A 25,773-nucleotide genomic window follows, 5' to 3' on the forward strand; every position below is an offset into this window, starting at 1 on the left:
GACACGCATCGACGCGATGGTTGACCTTGCACCTAGGTCAATGTCTACAGTCGAATGCCATGACCATTTCACTGATTGACAGCGCCTCTGCGATGGCGCGGGTTCTGGATGAGACCCCTCATAAGCGTGCGGACCTCGTGCGCGAGATGTGGGCGCCGATGGCGGGCATGTACCACTTCATTCCCGACCAACTGGATATGGCGTCGATTCACCGTCAGAACTTCGGCTTCGACTGGGAGAAGTCCTCGGACCAGCTGCGTGAGGGGTTGCAGATGCTGGTGGACGCTGCTGCGTGGACCCGTGTGGCCGAGGCCCTGGAGGCGGGAGCAGCCGCGCTGACGGCCGCGGACCCGAGCGTGTTCGTGCCGGATCTCACGGTGCTGCTCCTGCTCGGCGATCCCACCAGCGAGCATTTCCTCAACGAGGTTCAGGGCTTGTCAGGGTTCGGCGGGATCAGCGGCTTCATAGCTATCACCGTGTGGCCCACTCAGCGTGTCCTCGACCGACTCGAAGCCATCGCCGTCCATGAGCTCCATCACAATATCCGCTACTCGCCAGGCGGCATTGCCTGGAACCCTGCCACGGTGACGGTAGGAGAGCACGTCATCTCCGAAGGACTCGCGGACACCTTCGCGACGGAACTCTACGGCGGCGCTGGACACACCCATTTCGTCACCGACGCGACTCGCTCTGATGACCAAGTGCTCGCAAAGGTCGCGACCGGGCTTGAAATCACCGGAATGCAGGAGTTTGCCGGTTGGGTTCTCGGTGATGCCACGGCGAGACTGATGGGGGGTTCCCCGGTGGGTCTGCCCACTGGAGCGGGCTACGCCGCTGGAGCACGAATCGTTGCAGCGTACGTCGAGGCCACAGGCACGACGGCGGCGCAGAACGTGCGGACCCCTGCGGCGGAGATCTTGCTGCGGGCTCTGCCTCGCCTCGGTCTTGCAGGTTCCGAGCGGAGCTGACGGTCGAGAGACTCTGAGGAGTGCGTATGGAATGGACGGTCAAGGAGCTCGCCGAGAGAGCGGGCATAAGCGGCGCTGCATTGCGCCACTACCATCGCATCGGGTTGCTCCATCCGGACCGCGTCGGGTCGAACGGCTACCGCTACTACGGGCCCACTTCGGTCGCTCGACTGCAACGTCTCCTTCTGCTTCGCGAGACGGGGATGGCCTTGACTGAGATCGCTGCAGTGCTGGATGCGCCCGAGACACCGCTCGCAGAGCGAGAAGCGCTGCAGACTCACCTGGAGCAGCTGAATGCGGACAAGGCGACGCTTGAGCGGCGCATTGCCGCGGTTCAGCACACGTTGGCGATGCGCCAGGAAGGCCGTGAGCCTCGCATGGACGTCATGCTTCAGGGCTTCAACGACGCCTACGAAGCCGAGGTCGTCGAGCGCTGGGGGCGCGACGCGTTAGACGCCTCTCATCAGTGGTGGCACGGCAAGTCCGTTCGCGAACAACGCGCGTGGAAGGCTGACACGGAGGCTCTTCTGGCGCGCTGGCGAGAACTGCAGGAAGCAGGTCACGAGCCCGATTCCGCAGCGGCCCGGACGCAGGCGACCGCTCACCTGGACTGGTTCGCCCAGATCCCTGGAACACCAACGCATGCCGGCGACGCGGAGAGGTCTACCGCAATGGTGCTCGGCATCGCGGACCAGTACGAGTCGAATCCGGATTTTTACGTGAGTTTCGGAAGCGAGGAAGCCGCACGATTCGCCGCCGAAGTGCTTCGTACTCACATGCGTCGCCTCCCGTGACGCCCTTGGCTCGGACGGTCAGTGGATGCATGCGAGCACTCGTGGCGTTGTCGTACCGACCTCCGCCGCCACGTCGGCGCGGATGAAGAACGGAACGGCGTGATGCGGGTCAGCGCCGCTAGCAGTACAGCTAGCCCATGGTCGCGCGCCAGTACTGGGGTGCGACGAGGCCGGCCTGCCCGTCTCCCAGCTGCACAGCGGCGTGCACCGGCCAGTTCGGGTTGGCGAGCGCGGCTCGGCCGATCGTGATCCCATCGGCATCGCCACCCACCAGGATCGCCTCGGCGTGGCGCGCTTCGGTGATCTGGCCGACCGCCGTCACAAATGCGGTCTCCGCGGGAAGCGCCTCGCGGACCGCCCGGGCGAGCGACACCTGGTAGCCGGGGCCGACCGGGCCGGCGAAGGCGCCGATGCCACCGCTCGAGAGGTCGAACACGGTGACGCCCAGCTCGTGCACGAGCTTCGCGAGCATGACGGTCTCGGCGATCGTCCAGCCGCCCTCCACCCAGTCCTCGCCGGAGAAGCGAATCGCGAGGGGCTTCTCGGCTGGCCAGTTGCGCCGCACCTCGGCGACGACCTCGAGGACGAAGCGAGTGCGGTTCTCGAACGAGCCGCCGTACTCATCGGTCCGCTCGTTCGAGAGCGGCGAGAGGAACTCGTGCAGCAGGTAGCCGTGAGCCGCGTGGACCTGCAGTGCGTCGAAGCCCGCGTCGTCGGCGCGGCGGGCCGCCCTGCCCCAGTCGGTCACGAGGTCCGAGATCTGCGTGACGGTGAGTTCGGCAGGCACCGCGAGCCCGAAGACATCGGTGCTCGACGGGGCCTGCGCACTCCAACCGCCCTCGTCCGCGGGAACGGTGCCTCGTGCCGTCTCCGGCAGAGCCGGGTAGGCGGATGCCTTGCCGCCTGCGTGACCGAGCTGGATACCGGCAGCAGCGCCCTGCTCATGAAGGAAGTCGACGATGGGTCGCCACGCCTCAGCGTGCTCGTCGCTCCAGATTCCCGTGTCTTCCGGCGAGATGCGGCCCTCGGGGACGATCGCTGTCGCCTCCGTCCAGACGAGCCCGAACCCGCCGCTCGCCCGCGCACCCAGGTGCACGAGCTGCCAGGACGTGGGAAGACCGTCTCGGCGCGTCACCGAGTACTGGCACATCGGTGCGAGGAACGTGGCGTTGCGCAACGGCAGGCCGCCACCCTCCGTGCTCGGCAGGGTGACGGGTGACAGGAGACGGCTCATGCTGACCTTTCGACGTTGGGGCACACGCGTTCCAACAGCGATCCGGCCGCTGTTGTTCCCGCTGCGGATCAGTGGAGGTACGCCTTCAACCACCGACTCATCGCCGCGAACGCCTCGGCCCGCACAGGCGGGGCGGAGAGCAGCACGTCGTGCAGCGCGCCGTCGAGGCGACGTACCGTGACCGTGTCACCGAGATTGAGTGAGCGCCGAGCGATGTCGTCGACGCGCAGCACGGAATCGGAGGTGCGCATCGACTCATGCCAGATCGGCGACAGCGTGCTCCGGGACGACAGGAGCGTGAGGACGGGGGCCCGGATGTCGAGCCCAACGGCGACTGCCGCGTGACCGGCGAGGATAGCGTGGAGCCAGCCAGCTCGCACCGTGAAGCTCGGCGTCGGCCGCCAGCGCTCGTCGAACTCCCACTCGCCGCCCAGCTCCTTCTTCACAGCCCTCGTGTAGAAGCCGAAGTCGATGTTGTTGAACGTGTCCGTGGGGCGCAGCTGGGCCGCGAGCGTCATGAGCGGAGTCAGCGCCGTGCGCACTGCGGCCCTGGTCTGCAGCTCGAGCCACGGGCTGTTCAGGATGAGCGCATCCGCGCGACCGGGGTTCCGGTCCGCCCAGAGACTCAGCGTGAGGCCACCCGTGGAGTGGCCGACCAGGATGAGCGGATGCCTGCCCCGGCGGTGCCCACCTGGCCCATGCCCCATGACCTCGAGGGCGCGTTCTAGCTCCTCGTCGTAGGTCGCGAGGTCTGTGACGAATCCGGGGGTCTGGTAGTCGCGGAGGCTGCGCCCGTACTTGCGCAGGTCGAGCGCGAAGAAGCGCGCGCCTTCGCTCGCCCAGTGGTGCGCGTGGTGCTTCTGGAAGAAGTAGTCGGACCAGCCGTGCACGTACAGGACGTCAGCACCACGTGCCGGGCCCCGCGCGAAGCGGTCCGCCCTCGGCCCGCGTACGAGCGTTGCGACGACCGGGCCCTCGTGGTCGGGCTTGAGCGTCAGATCGAGTGCCGAGAAGCCGGAACCGAGGATATCCGGTCGCCACTCCGTCGCCGCGACAAGCGCATCTCTGACGTCCAGCTCGGTGGACCCCTGCACCGGACTCACGACTCGCTCCGCGTCTTGACGATCGACATGGTGAAACGATACCCAACCTGGGGCCGCGGCGGGCTCTCACCGACGACAAGAGGCCGGTCAGGACCGTGCGGGTCCTGACCGGCCTCTCGGCGGGAACGTGCGGCTAGCGGGTGTGCTTGCCCTCGTACGCGGGGACGACACGGTCGTCATCGACGCCAACGCGGTGCACGCGGAGGTCGTTGGTGGTGCCAGCGCGGCCCGGCGGCATGCCGGCGACGACCACGACGACGTCGCCCGCCTGGGCGAGGCCGTTCTCCATGAGGTACTTGTCGACCTGCCCGATCATCTCGTCGGTGTGCGTGACGCGCTCCACGATGGCGGCCTTGACGCCCCAGTAGAGGTTCATGCGACGCGCGATGTGCGGCGACGGGGTGAACCCGAGCACGGGGATCTCGGTGCGCAGGCGCGCCATGCGCCGCACCGAGTCACCGGACTCCGTGAACACGCAGTAGTACTTCGCCTTGAGGAACTCGCCCACTTCCGACGCGGCGAGGGTGATCGCTCCGCCCTGCGTGAAGGGCTTCGTGCCCAGCGGCGGGATGCGGTCCAGGCCGTGCGTCTCGGTCGACTCGATGATGCGCGCCATGGTGCGCACCGCCTCGATCGGGAATGCGCCGACGCTGGTCTCGCCGGACAGCATGAGCGCGTCGGCGCCGTCGAGGACGGCGTTGGCGCAGTCGGATGCCTCTGCGCGGGTGGGGCGCGGGTTCTCGATCATCGTCTCGAGCATCTGCGTCGCGACGATCACGGGCTTCGCCCAGCGACGGGCCTGCTGGATCGCGTTCTTCTGCACGATCGGGACCTGCTCGAGCGGAAGCTCCACGCCGAGGTCGCCGCGGGCGACCATGATGCCGTCGAACGCGTCGACGATCTCGTTGAGGTTCTCGACGGCCTGCGGCTTCTCGATCTTCGCGATCACGGGAAGGCGGATGCCCTCCTCGTCCATGATCGCGTGGACGCGGTTGATGTCTTCCGCCGAGCGCACGAACGACAGGGCGATGATGTCGGCGCCGATGCGCAGACCCCAGCGCAGGTCGTCCTCGTCCTTCTCGGAGAGGGCTGGCACGTTCACGGCGACGCCGGGCAGGTTGATGCCCTTGTTGTTCGAGACCTTTCCTGGCACCTCGACGCGGGTCGTGACGGTCACGCCGTCGGTCTCCACGACGCGCACGAGCACCTTGCCGTCATCGATGAGCAGCGGGTCGCCCGGCTTCACGTCGGTGGGCAGGCCCTTGTAGGTCGTGCCGACGAGGTCCTTCGTGCCGGGTACGTCCTGGGAGGTGATCTTGAAGATGTCCCCGACCGCGAGGTGGTGGGGGCCGTCCTCGAACTTCTCGAGACGGATCTTCGGTCCCTGCAGGTCGACCAGGATCGCGACGGGAACGCCGAGCTCCTCGGCCGCATCCCGAACGAGGGTGTAGTTCTCGGTGTGCACGGCGTGGTCGCCGTGGCTGAGGTTGAAGCGCGTGACGTTGACGCCGGCGCCGATGAGGGCGCGGATCCCTTCAGGGGTGTTGACGGCTGGACCGAGGGTGGCGACGATCTTCGCTCTACGGCTCATGCATTAACTCCGGTTCGTCGAAACTGTGGTGCGCCGAGAGGCGCGTGGTGGCGGATTCAGAGGGAGATCGCGCGCTCGGTGGCGAGGATCGGCTCCGGAAGCTCCGTCGACTGTTCAAGATACCGGTCGACGGAGGCGGCTGCCGCACGTCCCTCGGCGATCGCCCAGACGATGAGCGACTGGCCGCGGCCCGCGTCGCCCGCGACGAACACTCCAGGAAGCTCCGTCTCGTACTCGGCAGTGCGGTCGAGGGCTCCCCGTGAGGTGAACGGGAGCTGCAGCTGAGGTTCGATCGTGTGCCGCTCCGGGCCCGTGAAGCCCATGGCCAGCAGCACCAGGTCGGCGGGAAGCTCGCGCTCCGTGCCCGCCTTCGGGCCGCGGGAGCCGTCGGCGCGGAACTCTGTCTCAGCGAGGCGGATCGCGCGGACTCGACCGGACTCGTCGCCGATGAATTCGACCGTGGACGCCTGGAAGGCGCGCTCGCCGCCCTCCTCGTGCGAGGTCGAGACCTCGAAGAGGGTCGGGGTCGTCGGCCACGGCTGATGCGCGGGACGCTCGGTCGGCGGCTCCTTGCCGATGGCGAGATTCGTGACCGAGGCCGCGCCCTGGCGGTGCGAGGTGCCGATGCAGTCTGCACCGGTGTCTCCACCGCCGATGACGATGACGTGCTTGTCCTCGGCGTGGATCTGCGAGGCGAGGTCGTCGCCCGCGACCACGCGGTTCGACTGCGTCAGGAAGTCCATCGCGTAGTGGACACCCTTGAGCTCACGGCCCGGCACGGGGAGATCGCGCGGGACCAGCGCTCCGGTGGCGACCACGACGGCGTCGTAGCGCTGGCGGAGGTTGTCCCACGTGATGTCGCGACCGATCTCGATGCCGGTGCGGAAGCGAGTGCCCTCGGCGCGCATCTGCGAGAGACGAGCGTCGAGCACGGACTTCTCCATCTTGAAGTCCGGGATGCCGTAGCGCAGCAGCCCGCCGATGCGGTCGTCACGCTCGAACACCGCGACCGTATGGCCGGCACGGGTCAGCTGCTGGGCGGCCGCGAGGCCCGCTGGCCCCGATCCGACGACGGCGACCGTCTTGCCCGTCAGGCGCTCTGGCGGGTGCGGACGGACGTTGCCCTCCGCGAAGGCCGTGTCCGCGATGGACTGCTCGACGCGCTTGATCGTGACGGCCGGCTGGTTGATGCCGAGCACGCACGACGACTCGCACGGGGCCGGGCACAGGCGTCCAGTGAACTCCGGGAAGTTGTTCGTGGCGTGCAGGCGCTCGCTTGCGCCCGCCATGTCGCCGCGGAACGTCAGGTCGTTCCACTCGGGGATGATGTTGCCGAGCGGGCAGCCCTGGTGGCAGAACGGAACACCGCAGTCCATGCAGCGCCCAGCCTGCCGTCGCAGCTGGGTGGGCTCCTGCGGGTCGTAGACCTCGCTGAAGTCCATGATGCGCACGGGAACGGGCCGACGCTTGGGGAGCTCGCGTTCGCGATTGGTGAGGAATCCTCTCGGGTCAGCCACGGGTCGCCTCCAGAATCTCGTGCCAGGTCGTGCTGTCGTCGGGGTCGCCACCGCGTTCGATGGCGGCGTTGCGGATCTCGGTGACCTTCGCGTAGTCACGCGGGAGCACCTTCGTGAACTCCTTCGACACCGCGTCGAAGTCGTCGAGCATCTCGCGAGCGAGCTGCGAGTCGGTCTCCGTGTAGTGGCGTTCGAGGATGTCGCGCAGGATGTCGGCATCGGCGCTGGTCAGCGTCGTCAGACCGAGTTCACCCGTCGAGACCATGTCGGGGTTGACGAGCTTCGGGTCGAGCTTGTGCACGTAGGCGATGCCGCCGGACATGCCCGCGCCGAAGTTCTTGCCCGTCTCCCCCAGGATCACGGCGAGTCCGCCGGTCATGTACTCGAGCGCGTGGTCGCCAACGGCCTCCGCCACTGCAGTGGCGCCGGAGTTGCGGACGAGGAAGCGCTCGCCGACGACGCCGCTCAGGAACATGGTTCCGCTCGTCGCGCCGTAGCCGATGACGTTGCCCGCGATGACGTTCTCGTGCGACTTGAACGGCGCGCGCTCGTCGGGCCTGAGGATGATCTCGCCACCGCTGAGTCCCTTGCCGACGTAGTCGTTCGAGTCTCCGACGAGCCGGATGCGGATGCCGTTCGGCAGGAACGCGCCGAGCGACTGCCCTGCGGTCCCCCGCAGTTCGATGTCGATCGTGCCTGCTGGCAGGCCGTGCTCACCATGCTTGAGGGTCACGTGGTGCCCGAGCATCGTGCCGACGGCGCGATCGGTGTTGATGACGTCCATCGACACCTTGACCGACTCGCCGCGCTCGAGCGCCTGCTCGGCGAGCGTGAGCAGCTTCTGGTCGAAGTGCTGGTCGAGCTCGTGCTCCTGGGTGACGAGGCTCCGAGTCGGCGCATCGCCGAACTCGTGGCCGGTGAGCACGCGGGAGAGGTCGAGCCCCTCGGTCTTCCAGTGATGCATCGCCTCGTCGACTTCGAGGAGCTCGCGCTTCCCGATGATCTCGTCCAGCGAGCGCACGCCGAGCTCCGCGAGGTACTCGCGGACCTCCTGCGCGACGAACTCGAAGAAGTTCACGACGTGGTCGGCCTGGCCCGTGTAGCGGGCGCGCAGCTCAGGGTTCTGCGTGGCGACGCCGACGGGGCACGTGTCGAGGTGGCAGACGCGCATCATGATGCAGCCGGAGACGACGAGCGCCGCGGTCGCGAAGCCGAACTCCTCGGCACCGAGCAGGGCGCCGACGATGACGTCGCGGCCCGTCTTGAGCTGACCATCCACCTGCACGACCACGCGGTCGCGCAGGCCGTTGAGCATGAGCGTCTGCTGCGTCTCGGCAAGACCGAGCTCCCACGGAGTTCCCGCGTGCTTCAGGGAGTTGAGCGGCGAGGCGCCCGTGCCGCCGTCGTGGCCCGAGACCAGGACGACGTCGGCAAGCGCCTTCGTCACACCGGCGGCAACCGCGCCGATGCCGTTCTCGCTCACGAGCTTCACGTGGATGCGCGCCGACGGGTTCGCGCGCTTGAGGTCGAAGATCAGCTGCTTGAGATCCTCGATGGAGTAGATGTCGTGGTGAGGGGGCGGGGAGATCAGTCCGACGCCGGGTGTCGCGTGGCGCGTCCGAGCCACCCAGGGGTAGACCTTCGTCGGAGGCAGCTGCCCGCCCTCGCCCGGCTTCGCGCCCTGCGCCAGCTTGATCTGGATGTCATCCGCGTGGGTCAGGTACATGCTCGTGACGCCGAACCGGCCCGAGGCGACCTGCTTGATGGCGCTGCGTCGCTCGGGGTCGAGGAGGCGCTCGACGTCCTCGCCACCCTCACCCGTGTTCGACTTGCCGCCGATGCGGTTCATCGCGATGGCGAGCGTCTCGTGCGCTTCCTTCGAGATGGAGCCGTAGCTCATGGCACCGGTCTGGAAGCGCTTGAGAATCTCGGAAGCCGGCTCGACCTCGTCGATCGGGATCGGAGTCCGGTCGCCCACCTTGAGCTTGAAGAGCCCACGCAGCGTCATCGTCTCCGCGGCCTGGTCGTCGACGAGCTTCGTGTACTCCTTGAAGATGTCGTAGCGGCCCTCGCGCGTCGAGTGCTGCAGACGGAAGATCGTGTTCGGGTTGAAGAGGTGCGGTGGCCCCTCACGGCGCCACTGGTACTCGCCGCCGATGTCGAGGGGGCGGTGCGACGCGGGAGCAGCCTGGGCCGGGTACGCGTGGCGGTGGCGGAGCTGGTTCTCGCGGGCGATGCCCTCCAGCCCCATTCCGGAGATCTTGCTCGCCGTGCCCGTGAAGTACTCGCTGACGAGCTCGTTCGAGAGACCGACGGCCTCGAAGCACTGCGCGCCCGCGTAGGAGGAGACCGCGGAGATACCCATCTTCGACATGATCTTCAAGACGCCCTTGCCGAGCGCCTTGATGAGGTTGGCGACCGCCTTCTCCTCGGAGACCCCGGTGAGCTTGCCCTGACGGACCATGTCCTCGCAGGACTCCATCGCCAGGTACGGGTTGACGGCGGAAGCGCCGTAGCCGAGCAGCACTGCGACGTGGTGCACCTCGCGGACATCACCCGCCTCGATGACCAGGCCGACGCGCATCCTGCGCTCCGTGCGGATCAGGTGGTGGTGCACGGCACTCGTCATGAGCAGGGAGGGGATGGGCGCGTAGTCGCGGTTCGAGTCGCGGTCGGAGAGCACGATGAAGCCAGCGCCGGCGTCGATCGCGCGGTCGGCCTCTTCGCACAGCTCCTCGAGGCGCTTGCGCAGCCCCTCGACGCCGTCATCGACCCGGTAGCAGCCGCGGAGCGTCTCCGCCGCGTCGATACCGGGGCGCTGCTCGATGTGCTGGATCTTCGCGAGCTGGTCGTTGTCGATAACCGGGAAGTCCAGCACGACCTGACGCGCGTGCTCAGGGCCGGCGCTGAGCAGGTTCTCCTGCGGCCCGATGCTCGTCGTGAGGCTCGTCACGACCTCCTCGCGGATCGAGTCGAGCGGCGGGTTCGTCACCTGCGCGAAGTTCTGCGTGAAGTAGTCGAAGACGAGCCGCGGTCGGTCCGTGAGGATCGCGATCGGCGTGTCCGTCCCCATGGCTCCGATCGGCTCGGCACCGTTCTTCGCCATCGGAGCGAGCAGGATGCGCAGCTCCTCCTCGGTGTAGCCGAAGGTGCGCTGGCGGCGCTCGACAGAGGCCGGCGTGTGCGTGACGTGCTCGCGCTCCGGCAGCTCAGCGAGGTTGATGCGACCCTCGTCGAGCCAGTCCCCCCACGGCTGCAGCTCAGCGAGGTCGTGCTTGACCTCATCGTCCTCGATGAGGCGGCCGACCTCGGTGTCCACGAGGAGCACCTGTCCTGGGCGCAGACGCCCCTTGCGGATGACGGTCGCGGGGTCGAGGCTGGCGACCCCGACCTCGGAGCCCAGCACGATGAGGCCGTCGGCCGTCTGCACGAAGCGGCCGGGGCGAAGCCCGTTCCGGTCGAGCGTCGCGCACACGTAGCGGCCGTCGGTGAAGGCCATCGCCGCAGGCCCGTCCCACGGCTCCATGATGAGCGAGTGGTACTCGTAGAAGTCACGCACCTCGGCACTCAGATCCTCTGCGGTCTCCCACGCTGCCGGCACCATCATGTGCACGGCGTGCGCGAGGGAGCGACCCGAGAGGGTCAGCAGTTCCAGCACCTCGTCGAAGGAGGCCGAGTCGCTGGCACCCTCGGTCACGATCGGGAACAGGTCCGCGACGTCGCCGAGGATCTCGGAGCGCAGCTGCGACTGCCGCGCGCGCATCCAGTTGCGGTTGCCGCGAACCGTGTTGATCTCGCCGTTGTGCGCCATCATGCGCATCGGCTGCGCGAGCTGCCACGACGGAAACGTGTTCGTCGAGTAGCGAGAGTGCACGATCGCGAGCTTGGAGGCGAAGCGCTCATCGCTCAGGTCCGGGTAGAACGGCTCCAGCTGCAGCGTCGTGACCATGCCCTTGTAGGTGATCGAGCGGCACGAGAGCGACATGAAGTACACGCCGAGCGAATGCTCGGCGCGCTTGCGCATGCGGTAGCACTGCCGGTCGAGGGACGCGCCCTTGCGCGGGTTCCCTCGGAAGTTCTGGCGCTCGCTGCGCACGAAGAGCTGCTCGATGACGGGCATCGCGGCTCGCGCCAGCTTGCCGAGCTCGTCGGGCTGCACGGGAACCTCGCGCCAGCCGATGACGCGGAGGTCCTCTTCTGCCGCGAGCTTGGCGATGCCAGCCTTGACCCTGGCCCGCTCGTCCGCGTCCACGGGGAGGTAGGCGTTGCCGACCGCGTACCGGCCATCTGCAGGCAGATCGAAGCCGCTGACCGCGCGGAAGAAGTCGTCCGGGATCGCCGTCAGGATGCCAGCGCCGTCTCCGGTGCCCGCATCCGAGCCGACAGCCCCGCGGTGCTCCATGTGGCGGAGCGCGTCGAGCGCGTGGTCGATGATGTCGTGACCCGGCGTGCCACGCAGGGTGGCGACCATCGCGAGCCCACAGGCATCGCGTTCGTTGGCAGGGTCGTACAGACCGGCTGCTGCTGGGTAGCCATTCGTTGGAAAGGCGGCGGAGGTCATAACTCGTCCCCTCGTCGGTGGTGCCATGGGTCGCTTGGCGGACTCGACAGAAGACTGATGTTGACGGAGCCCGTTCGGGGCGGGTGCCTACAGGCGTCCGTCGGTCCATTCAGCAGATTACGACCGCTGTGTTACTTCTGTGTTTCGAGGTGCACGAGCAAGGCCCGAGAGGGGTGGGCTGATGTACCTCAGCTCTTCGATCTGGTGGAGACTTCTTCGCTCTCATCAGGGGTATTTTCCACATCGCCCGAGTTAGGCTTGGCTTCGGAAGTTTCCTCGTCGTGAACCGAAGATTGCGCGGAGGTTTCCTCCTCTGCGTCGAGCTCGCTTCCGTCTCCATCGAGTTCGTCGTCGCCATCGGGCTCGTCGTCGCCGTCGAGGTCGTCGGCCTCAACACCCTCAGCACCCTCAGCAGTCTCGGCGGCCCTGGCTGCCTCGGACTCCGGATCGCGCCCGGGAAGGTAGATGCTCGTGCTCAGCTGCGAGACCGGGAGACGTGAGACGTAGATGAAGAGCGCGACGCCGACGATGACGAGGCACAGGGCACCGAAGACGTTCGAACGCATCCCGAGGATCACCTCGGAGTAGTCGACGCGAATGGACTCGATCCAGATGCGCCCGGTTCCGTACCAGATGAGGTAGGCGGCGAGCGTCTTGCCCGTGCGCCACCGGAACATGCGCTCGAGGAGCACGATGAGGGCGATGCCCGCGAGGTTCCAGAGCATCTCGTACAGGAACGTCGGATGGAAGAGCGTGCCCTCCGGCAAGCCGACGGGGAAGGCTGGATTGCTCGCCTCGATCTGCAGACCCCAGGGCAGGTCGGTGGGCCAGCCGTAGAGCTCGTGGTTGAAGTAGTTGCCGAGGCGCCCGACGGCCTGTGCCAGGAGGAGACCGGGGATGAGCGCGTCCGAGAACGCGAGCATGCGGATGCCCGTCATCCGGCTCGCGATGAGGATGCCGATCGCTCCGCCGATGAGGGAGCCGATGATGGCGTTGCCACCCTCCCAGATGAAGAAGATGCGCCAGAAGTTGGCGCCCTCGAAGAAGTAGTCGGCGGGATGCGTGAAGACGTGGTACAGACGCGCACCGAGCAGCCCGAGCAGCACGGCCCAGATGGCGAAGTCGACCGTGATCCACTTCTCACCGCCACGCGCGGTGAGCCGTCGGTCCGTCCACAGCACGGCGAGGATCATGCCCGCCACGATGAAGAGCGCGTAGAGGTGCACCGTGAGCGGCCCGACCTCGAAGCTCGCCCACTCGAGGGGCGGGCTGGGGATTCCGGTCAGTGGCGTCATGCCTGTTCCTTCGAAGATGGAGCGTCGAGTGCGGTTCCGGTCGCGAGCTGGGCGGCGACCTCGGCGACCGCGGGCACGCCGCCGGAGGCGAGGGCCTTGACCAGCGCGGATCCGACGATGGCGCCCTCTGCATACTCGAGCACCTCGCGGACCTGTTCTGCGGTCGAGATGCCGAGGCCGACGCAGGCTCGTGTGCAGCCGTGCGCGTGGAGTCGGTCCGCGAGCGAGCGAGCGGCCTGGTCGACGTCAGCCCGGGCTCCCGTGATGCCCATGGTCGAGACCGTGTACACGAAGCCGCTGCTGGAGTCGATGACCAGGTCGAGGCGCGCGTCGCTCGAGCTGGGGGCCGCGAGGAAGACGCGGTCGAGCTCGTGCGCGTGCGAGGCGGCGATCCACTCGCCACCCTCGTCGGGGACGAGGTCTGGGGTGATGAGTCCGTTGCCACCCGCTGCCGCGAGGTCGCGGGCGAACGCGTCGACGCCGTACTGCATGACGAGGTTCCAGTAGGTCATGACCACGATCGGCGCGTCCACCTCGGCGCGGATCTGGCGGATGGCCTCGAAGACGTGCTCCGTGCGGAAGCCACCCTCGAGCGCCTGAACAGCTGCAGCCTGGATGACGGGGCCGTCCATGACCGGGTCCGAGTACGGCATGCCGAGCTCGATGACGTCGACGCCCGCCTTGACGACCGCGATGGCTGCGGCCACGGACGTGTCGAAGTCAGGGAATCCGACGGGCAGGTAGGCGACGAGCGCGCCCCTGCGGTCCCGATTCGCCGTGTCGATGACCTGCTCGAGGGCGGAGGTCGCGGACGGGATCGGGGAAGCCGCGGTGGTCGATGCTGAGGTCACTTGACTTCTCCCTCGGTGCGGTCCGGGTTGCCGAGGCCGAAGTACTCGGCCGCGGTCTCCATGTCCTTGTCGCCGCGCCCCGAGAGCGAGACGAGAATCGTCGCGTCCGGACCGAGCTCCTTGCCGAGCTCGAGCGCGCCGGCGAGGCCGTGGCTGGACTCGATGGCCGGGATGATGCCCTCGGTGCGTGAGAGCAGCCGGAAGGCCTCCATCGCCGCCGCATCCGTCACCGGGAGGTACGTTGCGCGGCCGATGGCGGCGAGGTGGGCGTGCTCTGGTCCGACGCCCGGGTAGTCGAGGCCCGCCGAGATCGAGTGCGACTCGATGGTCTGTCCGTCGACGTCCTGCAGGAGCAGGGTGCGAGCGCCGTGGAGCACGCCAGGGCGACCGGCGCCGATCGTCGCGGCATGCCGTGGCGTGTCGACCCCGTCGCCAGCGGCTTCATAGCCGTAGAGCGCTACCGAGGGGTCGTCGAGGAACGCGCTGAAGATGCCGATCGCGTTGGACCCGCCGCCGACGCACGCGACGACGGCGTCGGGCAGGGCACCGGTCAGATCGAGTACCTGCTGGCGCGCCTCCTCGCCGATGATGGCCTGGAGGTCGCGCACCAGCGCGGGGAACGGGTGCGGGCCCGCGGCCGTGCCGAACACGTAGTTCGTCGTGTCGACGGATGCGACCCAGTCGCGCATGGCGTCGTTGATCGCGTCCTTGAGCGTCGCCGAGCCGGACTCGACGGCCACCACCTCTGCGCCCAGGAGTCGCATCCGCGCGACGTTGAGTGCCTGACGCGCCGTGTCGACAGCACCCATGTAGATCGTGCAGTCGAGCCCGAAGAGCGCCGCCGCGGTCGCAGTCGCGACGCCGTGCTGGCCTGCGCCGGTCTCGGCGATGACTCGCGTCTTTCCGATGCGCTTCGTCAGCAGGGCCTGACCGAGCACGTTGTTGATCTTGTGCGAACCCGTGTGGTTGAGGTCTTCGCGCTTGAGGATGATGCGGGCGCCGCCAGCGTGCGCTGCGAACCGCGGCGCCTCGGTGATGATCGAGGGGCGACCGGAGTAGTCGCGGTGCAGTCGGGAGAGCTCAGCCCAGAATTCATCGTCGGCTTTCGCCGCCTCCCAGGCGCTCGACAGCTCGTCGAGAGCCGCCATGAGGCTCTCCGGGACGAAACGGCCGCCGAACTCCCCGTAGTAGGGGCCAGAGGCGTTCCGCAGCGATGTGGTGTCTGGGGGCAAGATGCTCATGCGAGGTGGAAGGTCTCCAAAGTAGATTCCGGGTTGCCGCCCGTCACGAGCGCCTCCCCGATGAGAACGGCGTCTGCGCCGGCGTCGCGGTAGCGACGCACGTGAGCTGGCTCGAGGACCGCCGATTCGGCGACCTTGACGACATCGTTCGGGTAGAGGGGAGCAAGCTCCCCGAAGAGCTCGGGGTGGAGCTCGAAGGTCGCGAGGTTGCGAGCGTTGACGCCGAGGATCCTTGCGCCGGCGTCGAGACCGCGCAGCAGCTCGTCCTTTGAATGCGCCTCGACGAGCGCGGTCATGCCGAGCTGCTCCGTGAACTCGGCGAGGCGGACGAGCGTCGACTGCTCGAGCCCCGCGACGATGAGCAGGGCCAGGTCGGCCCCGCACGCGCGGGCCTCCAGCAGCTGGTACTCCTCTGCGATGAACTCCTTGCGGAGCACGGGCACGGCGACCGTGTCGCGCACCGCGCGGAGGTCGTCGAGCGAGCCGAGGAACTTGCGCTGCTCGGTGAGTACGGAGATCGCGGCTGCTCCCCCACGCTCGTAGGCTGCCGCCAGCACAGCGGGGTCGGGGATGTCGGCGAGGCGACCCCGAGAGGGGCTCGCTCGCTTGACCTCCGCGATGATGTTGACGCGCTCCGAGCGGGCGAGCGCCCCGTACGCATCGAGCGCAGGGGCGACGTCGGAGATTCGAGCCTCGAGAACGCTCGAGGGAGTGCGCTCCCGCCGTTCAGCCGCGTCCTCGAGAGCGCCGTGGTACAGCGACTCGAGCAAGCTAGTGCGCCTTCGGCCCGAAGCCGAGACGAGCGAGCAGCGGCCAGGCGATGGCCCCGATCACGATCGCGACGACGCCGACCCAGGTGACGATGTTCTGGTCGAACCAGATGCCGAGCGTGCCGACGGTGAAGCCGACGAGCATGATGAGGACTCCGGTCCACGCGGCAACCGAGTGGCCGTGGCTCTCGTGAGGCTCCTGCAGCGGCGCCTCCTGGACCTCTTCGGCCTCTTCGATGCTCGTGGGTTCGTGGGACGTCTTCGCGGCCAGTTCAGTCATGAGGGTGCTCCTTGTCACGTGCGCTGGGATCAGTCTAGCTGGATGCTCGGGAGCCACCCGCGTCGGTGGGGTCGTCGCCGTGGCTCAGCGCATCCCACTGCTCGACACGCTGATCGCTGCCCGCCGGGGCGTCCGCACGAACGTCACCCGACGGCTGTCCATTGTCGGGCATCTCGTCGGTCGCTTCCAGTGAAGTCGTCGAGAAGCGCCGTCCGCTCGTCGGCCACCGGCGGGCCGTGACGATCGCGAGCACGCCGGCGAAGGCGAGGACGGCGCCGGCGACAACGGCCAGCCATGGCCAGAAGGTGACAGAGACCGCTCCGGCGGCGACCGCATCCGCGATCGTCTGCTGGCCCGCGAGTCCCGATGCTGCCGTCACCTCCGGTGCGATGGCCGGGGCCGGGTTGCCGACCGCGACGAAGGACTGCAGGACCAGGACCGCGCCGACGAGCGTGAGCAGCCCGCCGAGCACGTACCTGAACACGACTCCCGCCAAGGCCAGCGCCGCGAGGACGGCGAGGGCAGCTAGCGCGAGCGCCATGACGGCGGGGGCCGCGACGTCTCCGCGGACCTCCCCCGCGAACGTCTGCGCCCCGAGGGACACCTCGAACGAGAACCACACCTGCGACCAGGCAAGGATCGCCAGAGCCGTGCCGACGACGATCGCGAGGAGCGTGCTGCGCTTGCCCCGCTTGCCCGCAGCGTCAGGCGACGTCATGGGCCGGGAACTCGAGCGCGAGGTCGTCGCCGTCGAAGCAGGTTCGGGTACCGGTGTGGCAGGCAGGGCCGTGCTGGTCGACGCCCAGGAGGATCGTGTCGGCATCGCAGTCGAGAGCGAAGCTCACGAGGCGCTGCGTATTGCCGGAGGTATCTCCCTTGCGCCACAGCTCCGAACGAGAGCGGGACCAGTAGACGACGCGCCCCTCGGTCAGGGTCATGCGCAGCGACTCCGCGTTCAACCAGGCGAGCATGAGCACCTCGCGGGTGTCGTGCTGGGTCACGACTGCCGGAACCAGGCCGCGGTCGTCGAACGAGACGCGCGAGAGGATCTCGTCGATCTGCCGCGCGGCAACGGGAAACGTGGATGCCGTCATCGGACGCTCCGCCTGACCGTGACTCCGGCTTCGGCCAGGGAGTCCTTCACCTGGCCGATCGTGAACTGCCGGTGGTGGAAGACACTGGCGGCCAGAACGGCGTCCGCGCCAGCCTCGACGGCGGGAGCGAAGTGCTCGAGCGCACCCGCTCCGCCGGACGCGATGACGGGGACCGTCGCCAGCTCGCGGACGAGACGGGTCAGCTCCAGATCGAAGCCGGCCTTCGTGCCATCAGCGTCCATGGAGTTGACGAGGAGCTCCCCCGCGCCACGCTCGATGGCCTCGCGGGCCCAGGTAAGCGCGTCGATCCCGGTGTCCGTTCGTCCACCGTGGGACGTCACGACGAACCCGGACTCGGTCGACGGCGAGCGCTTCACGTCCAGCGAGAGGACGAGGACCTGGTTGCCGAACGTCGAGGAGATCTCATCGAGCAGCGCCGGCCGTGCGATCGCCGCAGAGTTCACGCCGACCTTGTCGGCACCGCACGCGAGCAGCACGCGAACGTCCTCGACGCTGCGCACCCCACCGCCGACGGTGAGCGGGATGAAGACCTGCTCCGCCGTCCGCGTGACGAGGTCGTAGGTGGTCCCCCGCCCCTCGCTCGAGGCGGTCACGTCGAGAAAGGTCAGCTCGTCCGCACCCTGCTCGGCGTAGAGCGCCGCGAGTTCGACGGGGTCGCCCGCATCCTGGAGATCCAGGAAGTTGACGCCCTTGACGACGCGCCCCTCAGCCACATCGAGGCAGGGGATGACGCGCGTAGCGAGCCCCGTGGACTTCTGGGCGGATGAGGAGACGGTCATCTCGATCACACCCGGACGGCCTGCAGGGCCGTCACGATGATGGCCTTGGCCCCAGCGTCCTGGAGCTGGTCCATGACCTGGTTGAGCTCGTTCTGCGGCACCATGGAGCGCACCGCGACCCAGTCCGAGTCGCGCAGCGGCGAGATCGTCGGCGACTGGAAGCCGGGCGTGATCGCCAGAGCCGCGTCGAGCTTCGACGACTCGATGTCGTAGTCCATGATCGCGTAGCGTCGGGCGACCAGCACACCGTCGAGGCGGCCGAGAAGGCGACGCGCAGCGTGCTCCTTCTCCGGCGTCGAGATGAGGACCGCCGTGGATTCGAGGATGACCGGCCCGAAGACCTCGAGGCCCGCCTTGCGCAGCGTGCCACCCGTGGAGACGACGTCGGCCACGGCGTCCGCAACGCCAAGCCTGATGGCCGACTCGACCGCCCCCTCCAGGGGCACCAGCTCAGCTTCGATGCCCGCCCGGGCGAACCAGGAGCCGAGCAGGCCCGTGTAGCTCGTCGCCACGCGCTTGCCCTGCAACTGGCTGACATCGGTGAACTCGCCGGCAGGGCCCGCGAATCGGAAGGTGGAGTCGCCGAAGTCCAGCGCACGGACCTCCTTGGCGGCCGACTCGGTGTTCAAGAGGAAGTCGCGGCCCGTGATGCCGGCGTCGAGGACACCCGAGCCCACGTAGGTCGCGATGTCACGAGGCCGTAGGTAGAAGAACTCGACGTCGTTGATCGGGTCGATGGCGACGAGCTCACGGCTGTCGCCGCGGCCGCGGTAGCCGGCCTCCTGCAGCATTTCGTTGGCCGTCTCGGCGAGCATGCCCTTGTTTGGCACGGCGATGCGAAGCATTGTTGGAACGTCCTTGGTTCGGGGAGTCATGAATCGGGGTGGGTGCGCGCTGCCTGGTGACGTCGCCGGTGCCGGCGCACGTGTCGCGCGGGCCGGTCGAGAGCGGCGAGCTCGTGCCTGCTAGAGGTTGCGGTAGACGTCGTCGAGCGTGAGGCCCTTGGCGAGCATGAGGACCTGCAGATGGTAGAGCAGCTGCGAGATCTCCTCAGCCGTCTCCTCGTCGCTCTCGTACTCGGCGGCCATCCAGACCTCAGCGGCCTCCTCGACGATCTTCTTCCCGATCGTATGCACGCCCGCGTCGAACTCTCGGACCGTGCCTGAACCCTCTGGTCGGGAGGCGATCTTCTCGGAGAGCTCTGCGAACAGCGTGTCGAAGGATTTCACAGGCACAGCGTAGTCGCTTGGCGCCTAGTGCGCGTGCCGGGCATCCGCTGCCGCGGCGCGCAGAGCCGCGATCTGCTCACCAGGATCACCGCGGAACACGGCCGATCCGGCGACGAAGGTATCGGCGCCGTTCGCTGCCGCGAGCTCGATCGTGTCGAGCGAGATCCCGCCGTCCACCTGGAGCCAGGTCTCGAGGCCGTGCGACTTCCTGAGCCTGTCGGCCCTCGCCAGCTTCGGCATCATGTCCGCCATGAAGGACTGACCGCCGAAGCCGGGCTCGACGGTCATGATGAGCAGCTGGTCGAAGTGGGGCAGGATCTCCTCGACGGCGCTGAGGGGCGTCGCCGGGTTGATGGCGATGCCAGCGCGCGCGCCTCGCTCCTTCAACCGCTTTGCGAGGGTCACGGGACTCGTCGCGGCCTCCGCGTGGAAGGTCACCGAGAACACGCCCATCTCCGCGAACTGGGGAGCCCAGCGGTCCGGGTCCTCGATCATGAGGTGCAGGTCGAGCGGCACGGGGCTGATCTCCTGCAGACGCTCCACCATCGGCTGCCCGAACGTGAGGTTCGGCACGAAGTGGTTGTCCATGACGTCGACGTGCGCCGCATCGGCTGAGGCGATGCGTCCGAGATCTCTCTCGAAGTTGGCGAAGTCGGCGGCCAGGATGCTGGGGTTGATGCGCGCGTTCACGGGGCGATCCTACGGGGTCGGGGTCTCCTGCTGAGCGGGTGCTCGGCGCAGGAGAGCGAGGAACATGGCGTCGGTGCCGTGGCGGTGGGGCCAGAGCTGCACGAGCGTGCCGTCGCCGAGGGGGCGTTCGCCGAGGTCCAGTTCACCGGTCGTCGAGGCGCGGCTCACGATCGCGGCCGCGTCCAGCACCTCAGCGCCCGACAGCCGAACCGCGCGGCGCACGACACCGGTCGTCTCGGCCTGGTGGGGCGAGCAGGTGACGTAGGCCACGATGCCGCCTGGCTTCACGGTGGCGAGCGCCGCCTCGAGCAGCTGCTCCTGCAGCTGGACGAGCTCGCTCACGTCGCTGCTCTGCTTCCGCCAGCGAGCTTCCGGCCTGCGCCGCAGCGCGCCGAGGCCCGTGCAGGGGGCGTCGAGGAGGACTCGATCGAACTCCCCAGGGTGGCTCTCGGCGAATGAGCGTCCGTCCTCGTTGGTGACGGAGACGGGAGCCGCGAGCGGGGCGAGCGCCGTGCGGACGAGCCCGGCGCGAGCCGGCACGAGCTCGTTGGCGGTGAGCTTGGCACCGAGCTCGGTGGCGCTGGCAGCGAGCAGCGCAGCCTTGCCCCCGGGGCCGGCGCACATGTCGAGCCAGCGCTCGCCGGCGGCGACCGGCGCCGCCTCGAGCAGCGCGAGCGTGACCAGCTGCGAGCCCTCGTCCTGGACGCGTGCCCTGCCTGCCTTGACCTGAGGAACCCAGGACGGGTCGCCCGAGGAGAGCGACAGCCCGCGAGGCGAGACTCGGCCTGGCCCGAGGAGATCGGGGTTCGTCTCGATGAGCTCGCCGGGCGTGTCGAAGCCGGGGAGGGACACGATGCTGACGGCTGGCGACTCATTGTCAGCGGCGAGTGTCGCGGCGAGCTCGTCGGCGCGTTCTTCCGCGGCGAGCGAGTCGCGCAGTGCGCGCACGATCCAGTCCGGATGCGAGTGGCGCACCGCGAGAGCCTGCTCCTCGCTCTGCCCCGTCGTGATCTCGTCGAGCCATTCGTCGAGTCCGGTGCGCGAGATCTTCCGAAGGATGGCGTTGACGAACCCGGAAGCACCTCGGGACGCGATGCGGGCGGCCTGCTCGACCGACTCGTTGACCGCAGCGTGACTCGGCGTGCGCATGCTCAGCAGCTGGTGTGCGCCCAGCCGGAGGACATCGAGGATCGGCGGGTCGATGTCGCGGACGTCGCGCCCGGAGGCCTCGGCGATGATCGCGTCGTACGTGCCTCGACGACGCAGCGTGCCGTAGGTCAGCTCGGTCGCAAGGCCCGCATCCGACGGGGAGAGCCGTGCCGCCGAGATCCGGTGCGGAAGCAGGAGGTTGGCGTAGGCGTCGTCCTCGTCCACAGCTCTGAGAACCTCGAACGCCACCTGGCGTGAGCGGGTGACCGAGCGACCGGCAGTCGGCTGGTCAGGGCGCCGCCTGCCCTCGGAGGGGCGGTTCCCGCGACGTCCTCCTGCACCGGCCGGGCTCATGCGAGCACCAGCGTCTCGGCATCGCGCCTGCCGCGGAGCCAATCTCGCGCTGGCATCGGCTTCTTCCCGGCGGGCTGGACCGTGACGAGCTGCAGGGGCTGTGTGCCCGTGCCGACGAGGACGTCCTGGCCGACGACGGCGAGCTTCCCCGGTGCAAGCGGCGGCGCGTCGATGGCCTCGCTCGGGCGTGCGATGCGCAGGATGCGCAACGGCTGTCCGTCGACGCGCGCGACCGCGCCCGGCTCTGGAGTCACGCCGCGGATATGCGCGTCCACGCTCACGAGCGGAGCCGCCCAGTCGACTGCGGAGTCCTGCTTCCGCAGCTTCGCCGCGGTGGTGGGTTCGCCGACCTGCGGCTTGGAGATCAGCGCGTCTTCGCTGATTCCCCGCACCGTCTCCGCGAGGAAGGCCGCTCCCTCCCCCGCAAGGCGCTCGAGGAGCTCCCCCGAGGTCTCGGTCTCGCCGATCGGCGAAGCCTGGGTCGCGAAGACCGGCCCCTCGTCGAGGCCGACGGTCAGCTGGAAGATGGTCATGCCCGTCGACGAGTCGCCACGCATGACCGCACGCTGGGCCGGGGCGGCGCCGCGCAGGTCGGGGAGCAGCGAGAAGTGCAGGTTGATCCAGCCACGCTCGGGCGCATCGAGCGTCGCGGCGTCGATGAGGGCCCCGTACGCGACGATGACGCCGAGCTCGGCGTCGAGGCTCGCGAGCTCAGCGGTCACGTCTGGGGACATGCGGTTGCTCTTGATCACCCGAAGGCCGAGCTCCGCCGCGCGGGCCGCCACCGGGGATGGCGTGAGCGCCCTCGCACGCCCCACCTTGGCATCGTCGCGAGTGAGGACCGCCGCGATCTCGTGACCGTCGTCCACGAGCGCCTCAAGGCTGGGGACGGCGGTGGATGGGGTGCCGGCGAAGACGAGCCGCATAGCTGGTGCCTCTCGAGGTTGATGCGAGTGTGGTGCTGGAGCGCGGGTCAGAAGATGCCCGGCGGGTCAAATCGTACGCGCAGGGTCGAGGCGTGCCCGCCGCCGCGACCTGCGACGCGCGGGCGCCGGCTTGTCGCCGCTCGGACGAGCTCGCTCTTCAGCAGCTTCGCCAGCGGGGCGCCGAGCGAGTAGCTGAACTTGAGAACCGCTCGGCTTCCGACCTCCTGGGGCGTCGGTCCGAGGATCTGCATGGCCCCAGCCTGCTTGAGCTCGGCGGAGGCCTCGACGGTCGCGATGGCGTGGCGGACTTCCTCGTCGCTCCCGGAGATGGCGGCCACGCGAATCGCCGGTGGGAAGTGGAGATCGCGTCGCTCCTCGAGCTCGCGCGTCGAGAAGGCTGGCTGCTGCCAGGTGCGGAGCGCGTGCGCTGCCGGATTGTCGGCGCCGACGATGACGACCTTGGCGCCGCCCGAGGCAAGCGCCGCGGCGTTCGACCATCCGCGGAGGGCGTCGACGCCAGCGTCGAGGCGCTCCTGAGCCAGCGAGCGCTCCGTGTCGAGCAGGACGATGCCGGCGTAGCCGGAGCTCGGAACCGGCTCGGCCCCGCGCGTTGCCACGACGAGACAGGGGCGATCGTCGATCGTCACGGTCTCGGAGGCCCCATCGGCCACGACGACACGAGTGCCGGGGAAGGCGCGTCCGAGCTCCTCTGCGGTCCGCTCCGCGCCGAGTGACGTGTTCCGGAGGCGCCGGTCGCCGCACTCGGGACACTGCCACTCGGGATGGAGGGCGTCGCACACCCTGCAGGAAGGGGGCGCTCCCGGACGCGAGTACTCGAGCGCTCCGCCACAGACCGTGCAGCGAGCTGGCGTGCGACATCTGGCGCAGCTGAGGCTCGGGATATAGCCGGCACGCACGACCTGGAGCAGTACCGGCCCGTGCTCGAGCGCGCGCCTCGCCTCCTGCCAGGCGAGCGCTGGGATGCGCGCGTGCGCCGCCGGGGTCTCCTCGGCGAGTGCCTGGCTGCCCGAGATGACCTTGGGAGCCTCCGGTCGCGCGAGCGGCACCGGAGTGAGCCACCGCATGCCCACGAGGCGTGCGACCTCCAGGCTCGGGGTGTGCGCCGCGAAGATGAGCGTGAGCGATTCGCGCTCAGCACGGAGCAGGGCGACATCGCGGGTGCTCGCGTAGGGCGCGAGCTGCTCGGTGAAGCTCTCGTCGCCGTCGTCCCAGACGAGCACGGCCCCGAGGTTCGAGGCCGGAGCGTAGATGACGCTCCTCGTGCCCACGACGACACCCGGTGTCTCGTCGAGGCAGGCGAGGAACGCCGCGTAGCGGTCGGCGGGCTTGGCGCGGGTGTCGAGTCGGCGGACCAGCCCGGCATCGAGGAACCTGCCGAGCGCGCTGAGGGCCAGCTCGACGTCGCGGTAGTCGGGGACCGCGAGGATGACGGACTGCCCGGCGGCTACGCGAACCGCTGAGATCGCTGCGAGGGCGAGGAGCGACCGGGGAACTCCCCCGTCGACACCGACCGGGGCGTCGACCGCGAACCGCGCCGCCGGGCCCCGTCCGAGGAGCTCGGCTGCCTCTGCCCCGTACATGGGAACAAGCGTCGCCTCCGGGGCATCGTGGACCTCGTCGGCTGTGGTCGCGGGCTCGTCGGCATCGCTCGACGGCGCGTCCTCACCGCTAGGAGCTCCCGCCGTGGCAGGAGCTGCTTGGGCGCGTGCCTCGAGCCAGCGCTGTTCGACGCGCACGGACCTCGCCGGGATGGCGAGGCGCAGCACGTCCGCCGCGCATCCGGCCTGCCGGTCGGCGACGGCACGGGCGAGGCCGGCTATCTCGGGCGTGAGCACCCTGGCAGTCGAGACGAGCTCGATGATCGGCGCGAGCTTGCCCGTGTACTCGGCGACTCGCTCGACGGCCACGACGAACCCCTGCAACTGGCGGTTCGAGGTGCGAAGCGGAACCGCAACCCGCATTCCGACGCCGATGCTCCCGCGCAGCTCGCCGGGGATCTCGTACTCGAGCTCCCGGTCGAGCTGCGGAAGCGGGGAGGCGACGACGACGCGCGCGACCCGCGGCAGGGTGTCGTCCACAGCTGGCTCTGCGATCAGAGGCCAGCGGCTCGGCGGAGCTCCTCGGCCCGGTCGGTGCGCTCCCACGTGAAGTCGGGCAGCTCGCGACCGAAGTGGCCGTAGGCGGAGGTCTGGGCGTAGATCGGGCGACGCAGGTCCAGGTCCTCGACGAGGGCACCCGGGCGGAGATCGAACGTCGAGAGGATCGCCTCGATGATCGTGGCGTCCGCCACCTTGCCGGTGCCGAAGCTCTCGACGTAGAGGCCAACCGGCTCAGCCTTGCCGATGGCGTACGCGATCTGCACCTCGAGGCGATCGGCGAGTCCCGCCGCGACGGCGTTCTTCGCCACCCATCGCATGGCGTACGCGGCCGAGCGGTCGACCTTCGAGGGGTCCTTGCCGCTGAAGGCGCCACCACCGTGGCGCGCCATGCCGCCGTAGGTGTCGACGATGATCTTGCGTCCGGTCAGGCCCGCGTCGGCGCGAGGCCCTCCGTCGATGAAGCTGCCTGACGGGTTGACGAGGAAGGTGGGCTCGGCGTCAGCGAAGCCGTTGCGCTCCAGCACCGGGCGGACGACGTGCCTGATGACGTCTTCGCGGATCTGCGCCTGCTGGAGCCCCGGGTCGTGCTGCGTGGAGACCACGACGGTCTCGATGGAACGGGGCACGCTCCCCTCGTAGCCGACGGTGACCTGGGTCTTGCCGTCTGGACGCAGGTAGGCGACCTCGCCGGACTTCCGGACGGCCGCGAGCTGCTGCGCGAGCTGGTGCGCGAGGTGGATCGGCAACGGCATGAGGGCTTCCGTCTCTCGGGTCGCGTAGCCGAACATGATGCCCTGGTCTCCCGCGCCCTGCTTGGCGATCGCGTCTTCCGAGCTCTCGGAGCGGTGCTCCAGCGAGGTCGTCACGCCCTCGCCGATCTCGGGAGACTGCTCTCCGACCGAGATCGAGACGCCGCATGAGGAGCCGTCGAAGCCGACGTCGCTCGACGTGTAGCCGATCTCGCTGATGGTGCGCCTGACGATGCCGGCGATGTCGGAGTAGGCCTTGGTCGTGACCTCACCGGCGACGTGCACCTGGCCCGTCGTCACGAGCGTCTCGACGGCGACGCGGGACGCCGGGTCCTGGGTCAGGAGGTCGTCGAGGATGCGGTCTGAGATCTGGTCGCAGATCTTGTCGGGGTGACCCTCGGTGACCGACTCAGAGGTGAACAGGCGAAGAGAAGACAAGAAGAACCCCTTGCGGTGA

General features: G+C 68.7%; 22 protein-coding genes. 2 read left to right on the top strand and 20 right to left on the bottom strand.

Going from position 1 to position 25,773, the window contains the following annotated elements; all coding sequences use genetic code 11:
- Window positions 1-59: 59 nt before the first annotated feature.
- Window positions 60-968, top strand: a complete 909-nt coding sequence (locus tag C5E10_RS08315) for a DUF2268 domain-containing protein (protein ID WP_104331226.1) — start codon at window positions 60-62, stop codon at window positions 966-968.
- Between the two features lie 26 nt (window positions 969-994).
- A complete protein-coding gene (locus C5E10_RS08320) occupies window positions 995-1,762 on the top strand; it encodes a MerR family transcriptional regulator (RefSeq protein WP_104331227.1) in 768 nt (255 codons plus the stop codon).
- A 130-nt stretch (window positions 1,763-1,892) separates the two neighbouring features.
- Here the strand turns inward: C5E10_RS08320 and C5E10_RS08325 are convergent, their stop codons facing one another.
- The 20 genes from C5E10_RS08325 to metK form a co-directional block, all read right to left on the bottom strand.
- Window positions 1,893-2,996 (bottom strand): NADH:flavin oxidoreductase/NADH oxidase, encoded by a 1,104-nt coding sequence (locus C5E10_RS08325; protein WP_104331228.1) that lies wholly within the window; start codon window positions 2,994-2,996, stop codon window positions 1,893-1,895.
- Between the two features lie 68 nt (window positions 2,997-3,064).
- A complete protein-coding gene (locus C5E10_RS08330) occupies window positions 3,065-4,099 on the bottom strand; it encodes an alpha/beta hydrolase (protein ID WP_258071047.1) in 1,035 nt (344 codons plus the stop codon).
- A 133-nt stretch (window positions 4,100-4,232) separates the two neighbouring features.
- Window positions 4,233-5,690, bottom strand: coding sequence for a pyruvate kinase (gene pyk, locus C5E10_RS08335; protein WP_104241251.1), 1,458 nt, complete (start codon window positions 5,688-5,690; stop codon window positions 4,233-4,235).
- Between the two features lie 56 nt (window positions 5,691-5,746).
- Window positions 5,747-7,207 (bottom strand): glutamate synthase subunit beta, encoded by a 1,461-nt coding sequence (locus C5E10_RS08340; protein ID WP_104241252.1) that lies wholly within the window; start codon window positions 7,205-7,207, stop codon window positions 5,747-5,749.
- Window positions 7,200-11,768 carry a glutamate synthase large subunit gene (gltB, locus tag C5E10_RS08345; RefSeq protein WP_219820337.1) on the bottom strand — a complete coding sequence of 1,523 codons (4,569 nt, stop codon included), beginning with the start codon at window positions 11,766-11,768 and terminating at the stop codon, window positions 7,200-7,202. The genes C5E10_RS08340 and gltB overlap by 8 nt, the downstream gene beginning before the upstream one ends.
- Before the next feature lie 188 nt (window positions 11,769-11,956).
- A complete protein-coding gene (gene lgt / locus C5E10_RS08350; protein WP_104331230.1) occupies window positions 11,957-13,063 on the bottom strand; it encodes a prolipoprotein diacylglyceryl transferase in 1,107 nt (368 codons plus the stop codon).
- Entirely contained in the window at window positions 13,060-13,881 is an 822-nt protein-coding gene (gene trpA, locus C5E10_RS08355; protein ID WP_104331389.1) for a tryptophan synthase subunit alpha, read from the bottom strand. The genes lgt and trpA overlap by 4 nt, the downstream gene beginning before the upstream one ends.
- A 29-nt stretch (window positions 13,882-13,910) precedes the next feature.
- Window positions 13,911-15,155 carry a tryptophan synthase subunit beta gene (gene trpB / locus C5E10_RS08360; protein WP_104331231.1) on the bottom strand — a complete coding sequence of 415 codons (1,245 nt, stop codon included), beginning with the start codon at window positions 15,153-15,155 and terminating at the stop codon, window positions 13,911-13,913.
- Window positions 15,152-15,925, bottom strand: coding sequence for an indole-3-glycerol phosphate synthase TrpC (gene trpC, locus C5E10_RS08365; protein WP_104331232.1), 774 nt, complete (start codon window positions 15,923-15,925; stop codon window positions 15,152-15,154). Before trpC ends, trpB begins: the two co-directional genes overlap by 4 nt.
- 1 nt (window position 15,926) lies before the next feature.
- Window positions 15,927-16,205 (bottom strand): HGxxPAAW family protein, encoded by a 279-nt coding sequence (locus tag C5E10_RS08370; RefSeq protein WP_146080203.1) that lies wholly within the window; start codon window positions 16,203-16,205, stop codon window positions 15,927-15,929.
- A gap of 34 nt (window positions 16,206-16,239) precedes the next feature.
- Window positions 16,240-16,923, bottom strand: a complete 684-nt coding sequence (locus C5E10_RS08375; protein WP_181062691.1) for a Trp biosynthesis-associated membrane protein — start codon at window positions 16,921-16,923, stop codon at window positions 16,240-16,242.
- Complete coding sequence (hisI, locus tag C5E10_RS08380; RefSeq protein WP_104306634.1) at window positions 16,910-17,299, bottom strand: phosphoribosyl-AMP cyclohydrolase; 390 nt, start codon at window positions 17,297-17,299, stop codon at window positions 16,910-16,912. The genes C5E10_RS08375 and hisI overlap by 14 nt, the downstream gene beginning before the upstream one ends.
- Window positions 17,296-18,099: an imidazole glycerol phosphate synthase subunit HisF gene (gene hisF / locus C5E10_RS08385; protein WP_104331234.1), complete on the bottom strand. Its 804-nt coding sequence runs from the start codon at window positions 18,097-18,099 to the stop codon at window positions 17,296-17,298. Before hisF ends, hisI begins: the two co-directional genes overlap by 4 nt.
- Before the next feature lie 5 nt (window positions 18,100-18,104).
- On the bottom strand, window positions 18,105-18,944 hold the full coding sequence (hisG, locus tag C5E10_RS08390; protein WP_104306636.1) for an ATP phosphoribosyltransferase: 840 nt from the start codon (window positions 18,942-18,944) through the stop codon (window positions 18,105-18,107).
- A gap of 120 nt (window positions 18,945-19,064) precedes the next feature.
- Entirely contained in the window at window positions 19,065-19,328 is a 264-nt protein-coding gene (locus tag C5E10_RS08395) for a phosphoribosyl-ATP diphosphatase (RefSeq protein ID WP_104241260.1), read from the bottom strand.
- Between the two features lie 24 nt (window positions 19,329-19,352).
- Window positions 19,353-20,018: a ribulose-phosphate 3-epimerase gene (rpe, locus tag C5E10_RS08400; RefSeq protein ID WP_104241261.1), complete on the bottom strand. Its 666-nt coding sequence runs from the start codon at window positions 20,016-20,018 to the stop codon at window positions 19,353-19,355.
- Window positions 20,019-20,027: 9 nt separating this feature from the next.
- Window positions 20,028-21,521, bottom strand: coding sequence for an RsmB/NOP family class I SAM-dependent RNA methyltransferase (locus C5E10_RS08405; RefSeq protein ID WP_104331235.1), 1,494 nt, complete (start codon window positions 21,519-21,521; stop codon window positions 20,028-20,030).
- On the bottom strand, window positions 21,518-22,447 hold the full coding sequence (gene fmt / locus C5E10_RS08410; protein ID WP_104331236.1) for a methionyl-tRNA formyltransferase: 930 nt from the start codon (window positions 22,445-22,447) through the stop codon (window positions 21,518-21,520). The genes C5E10_RS08405 and fmt overlap by 4 nt, the downstream gene beginning before the upstream one ends.
- Before the next feature lie 47 nt (window positions 22,448-22,494).
- Complete coding sequence (locus tag C5E10_RS08415) at window positions 22,495-24,546, bottom strand: hypothetical protein (protein ID WP_104331237.1); 2,052 nt, start codon at window positions 24,544-24,546, stop codon at window positions 22,495-22,497.
- A 14-nt stretch (window positions 24,547-24,560) separates the two neighbouring features.
- Window positions 24,561-25,754 carry a methionine adenosyltransferase gene (gene metK / locus C5E10_RS08420; protein ID WP_104331238.1) on the bottom strand — a complete coding sequence of 398 codons (1,194 nt, stop codon included), beginning with the start codon at window positions 25,752-25,754 and terminating at the stop codon, window positions 24,561-24,563.
- Window positions 25,755-25,773: the final 19 nt, after the last annotated feature.

The sequence above is a fragment of the Pseudoclavibacter sp. RFBG4 genome (assembly GCF_002931515.1).
In the GTDB taxonomy this organism is placed as follows: Bacteria; Actinomycetota; Actinomycetes; order Actinomycetales; family Microbacteriaceae; genus Pseudoclavibacter.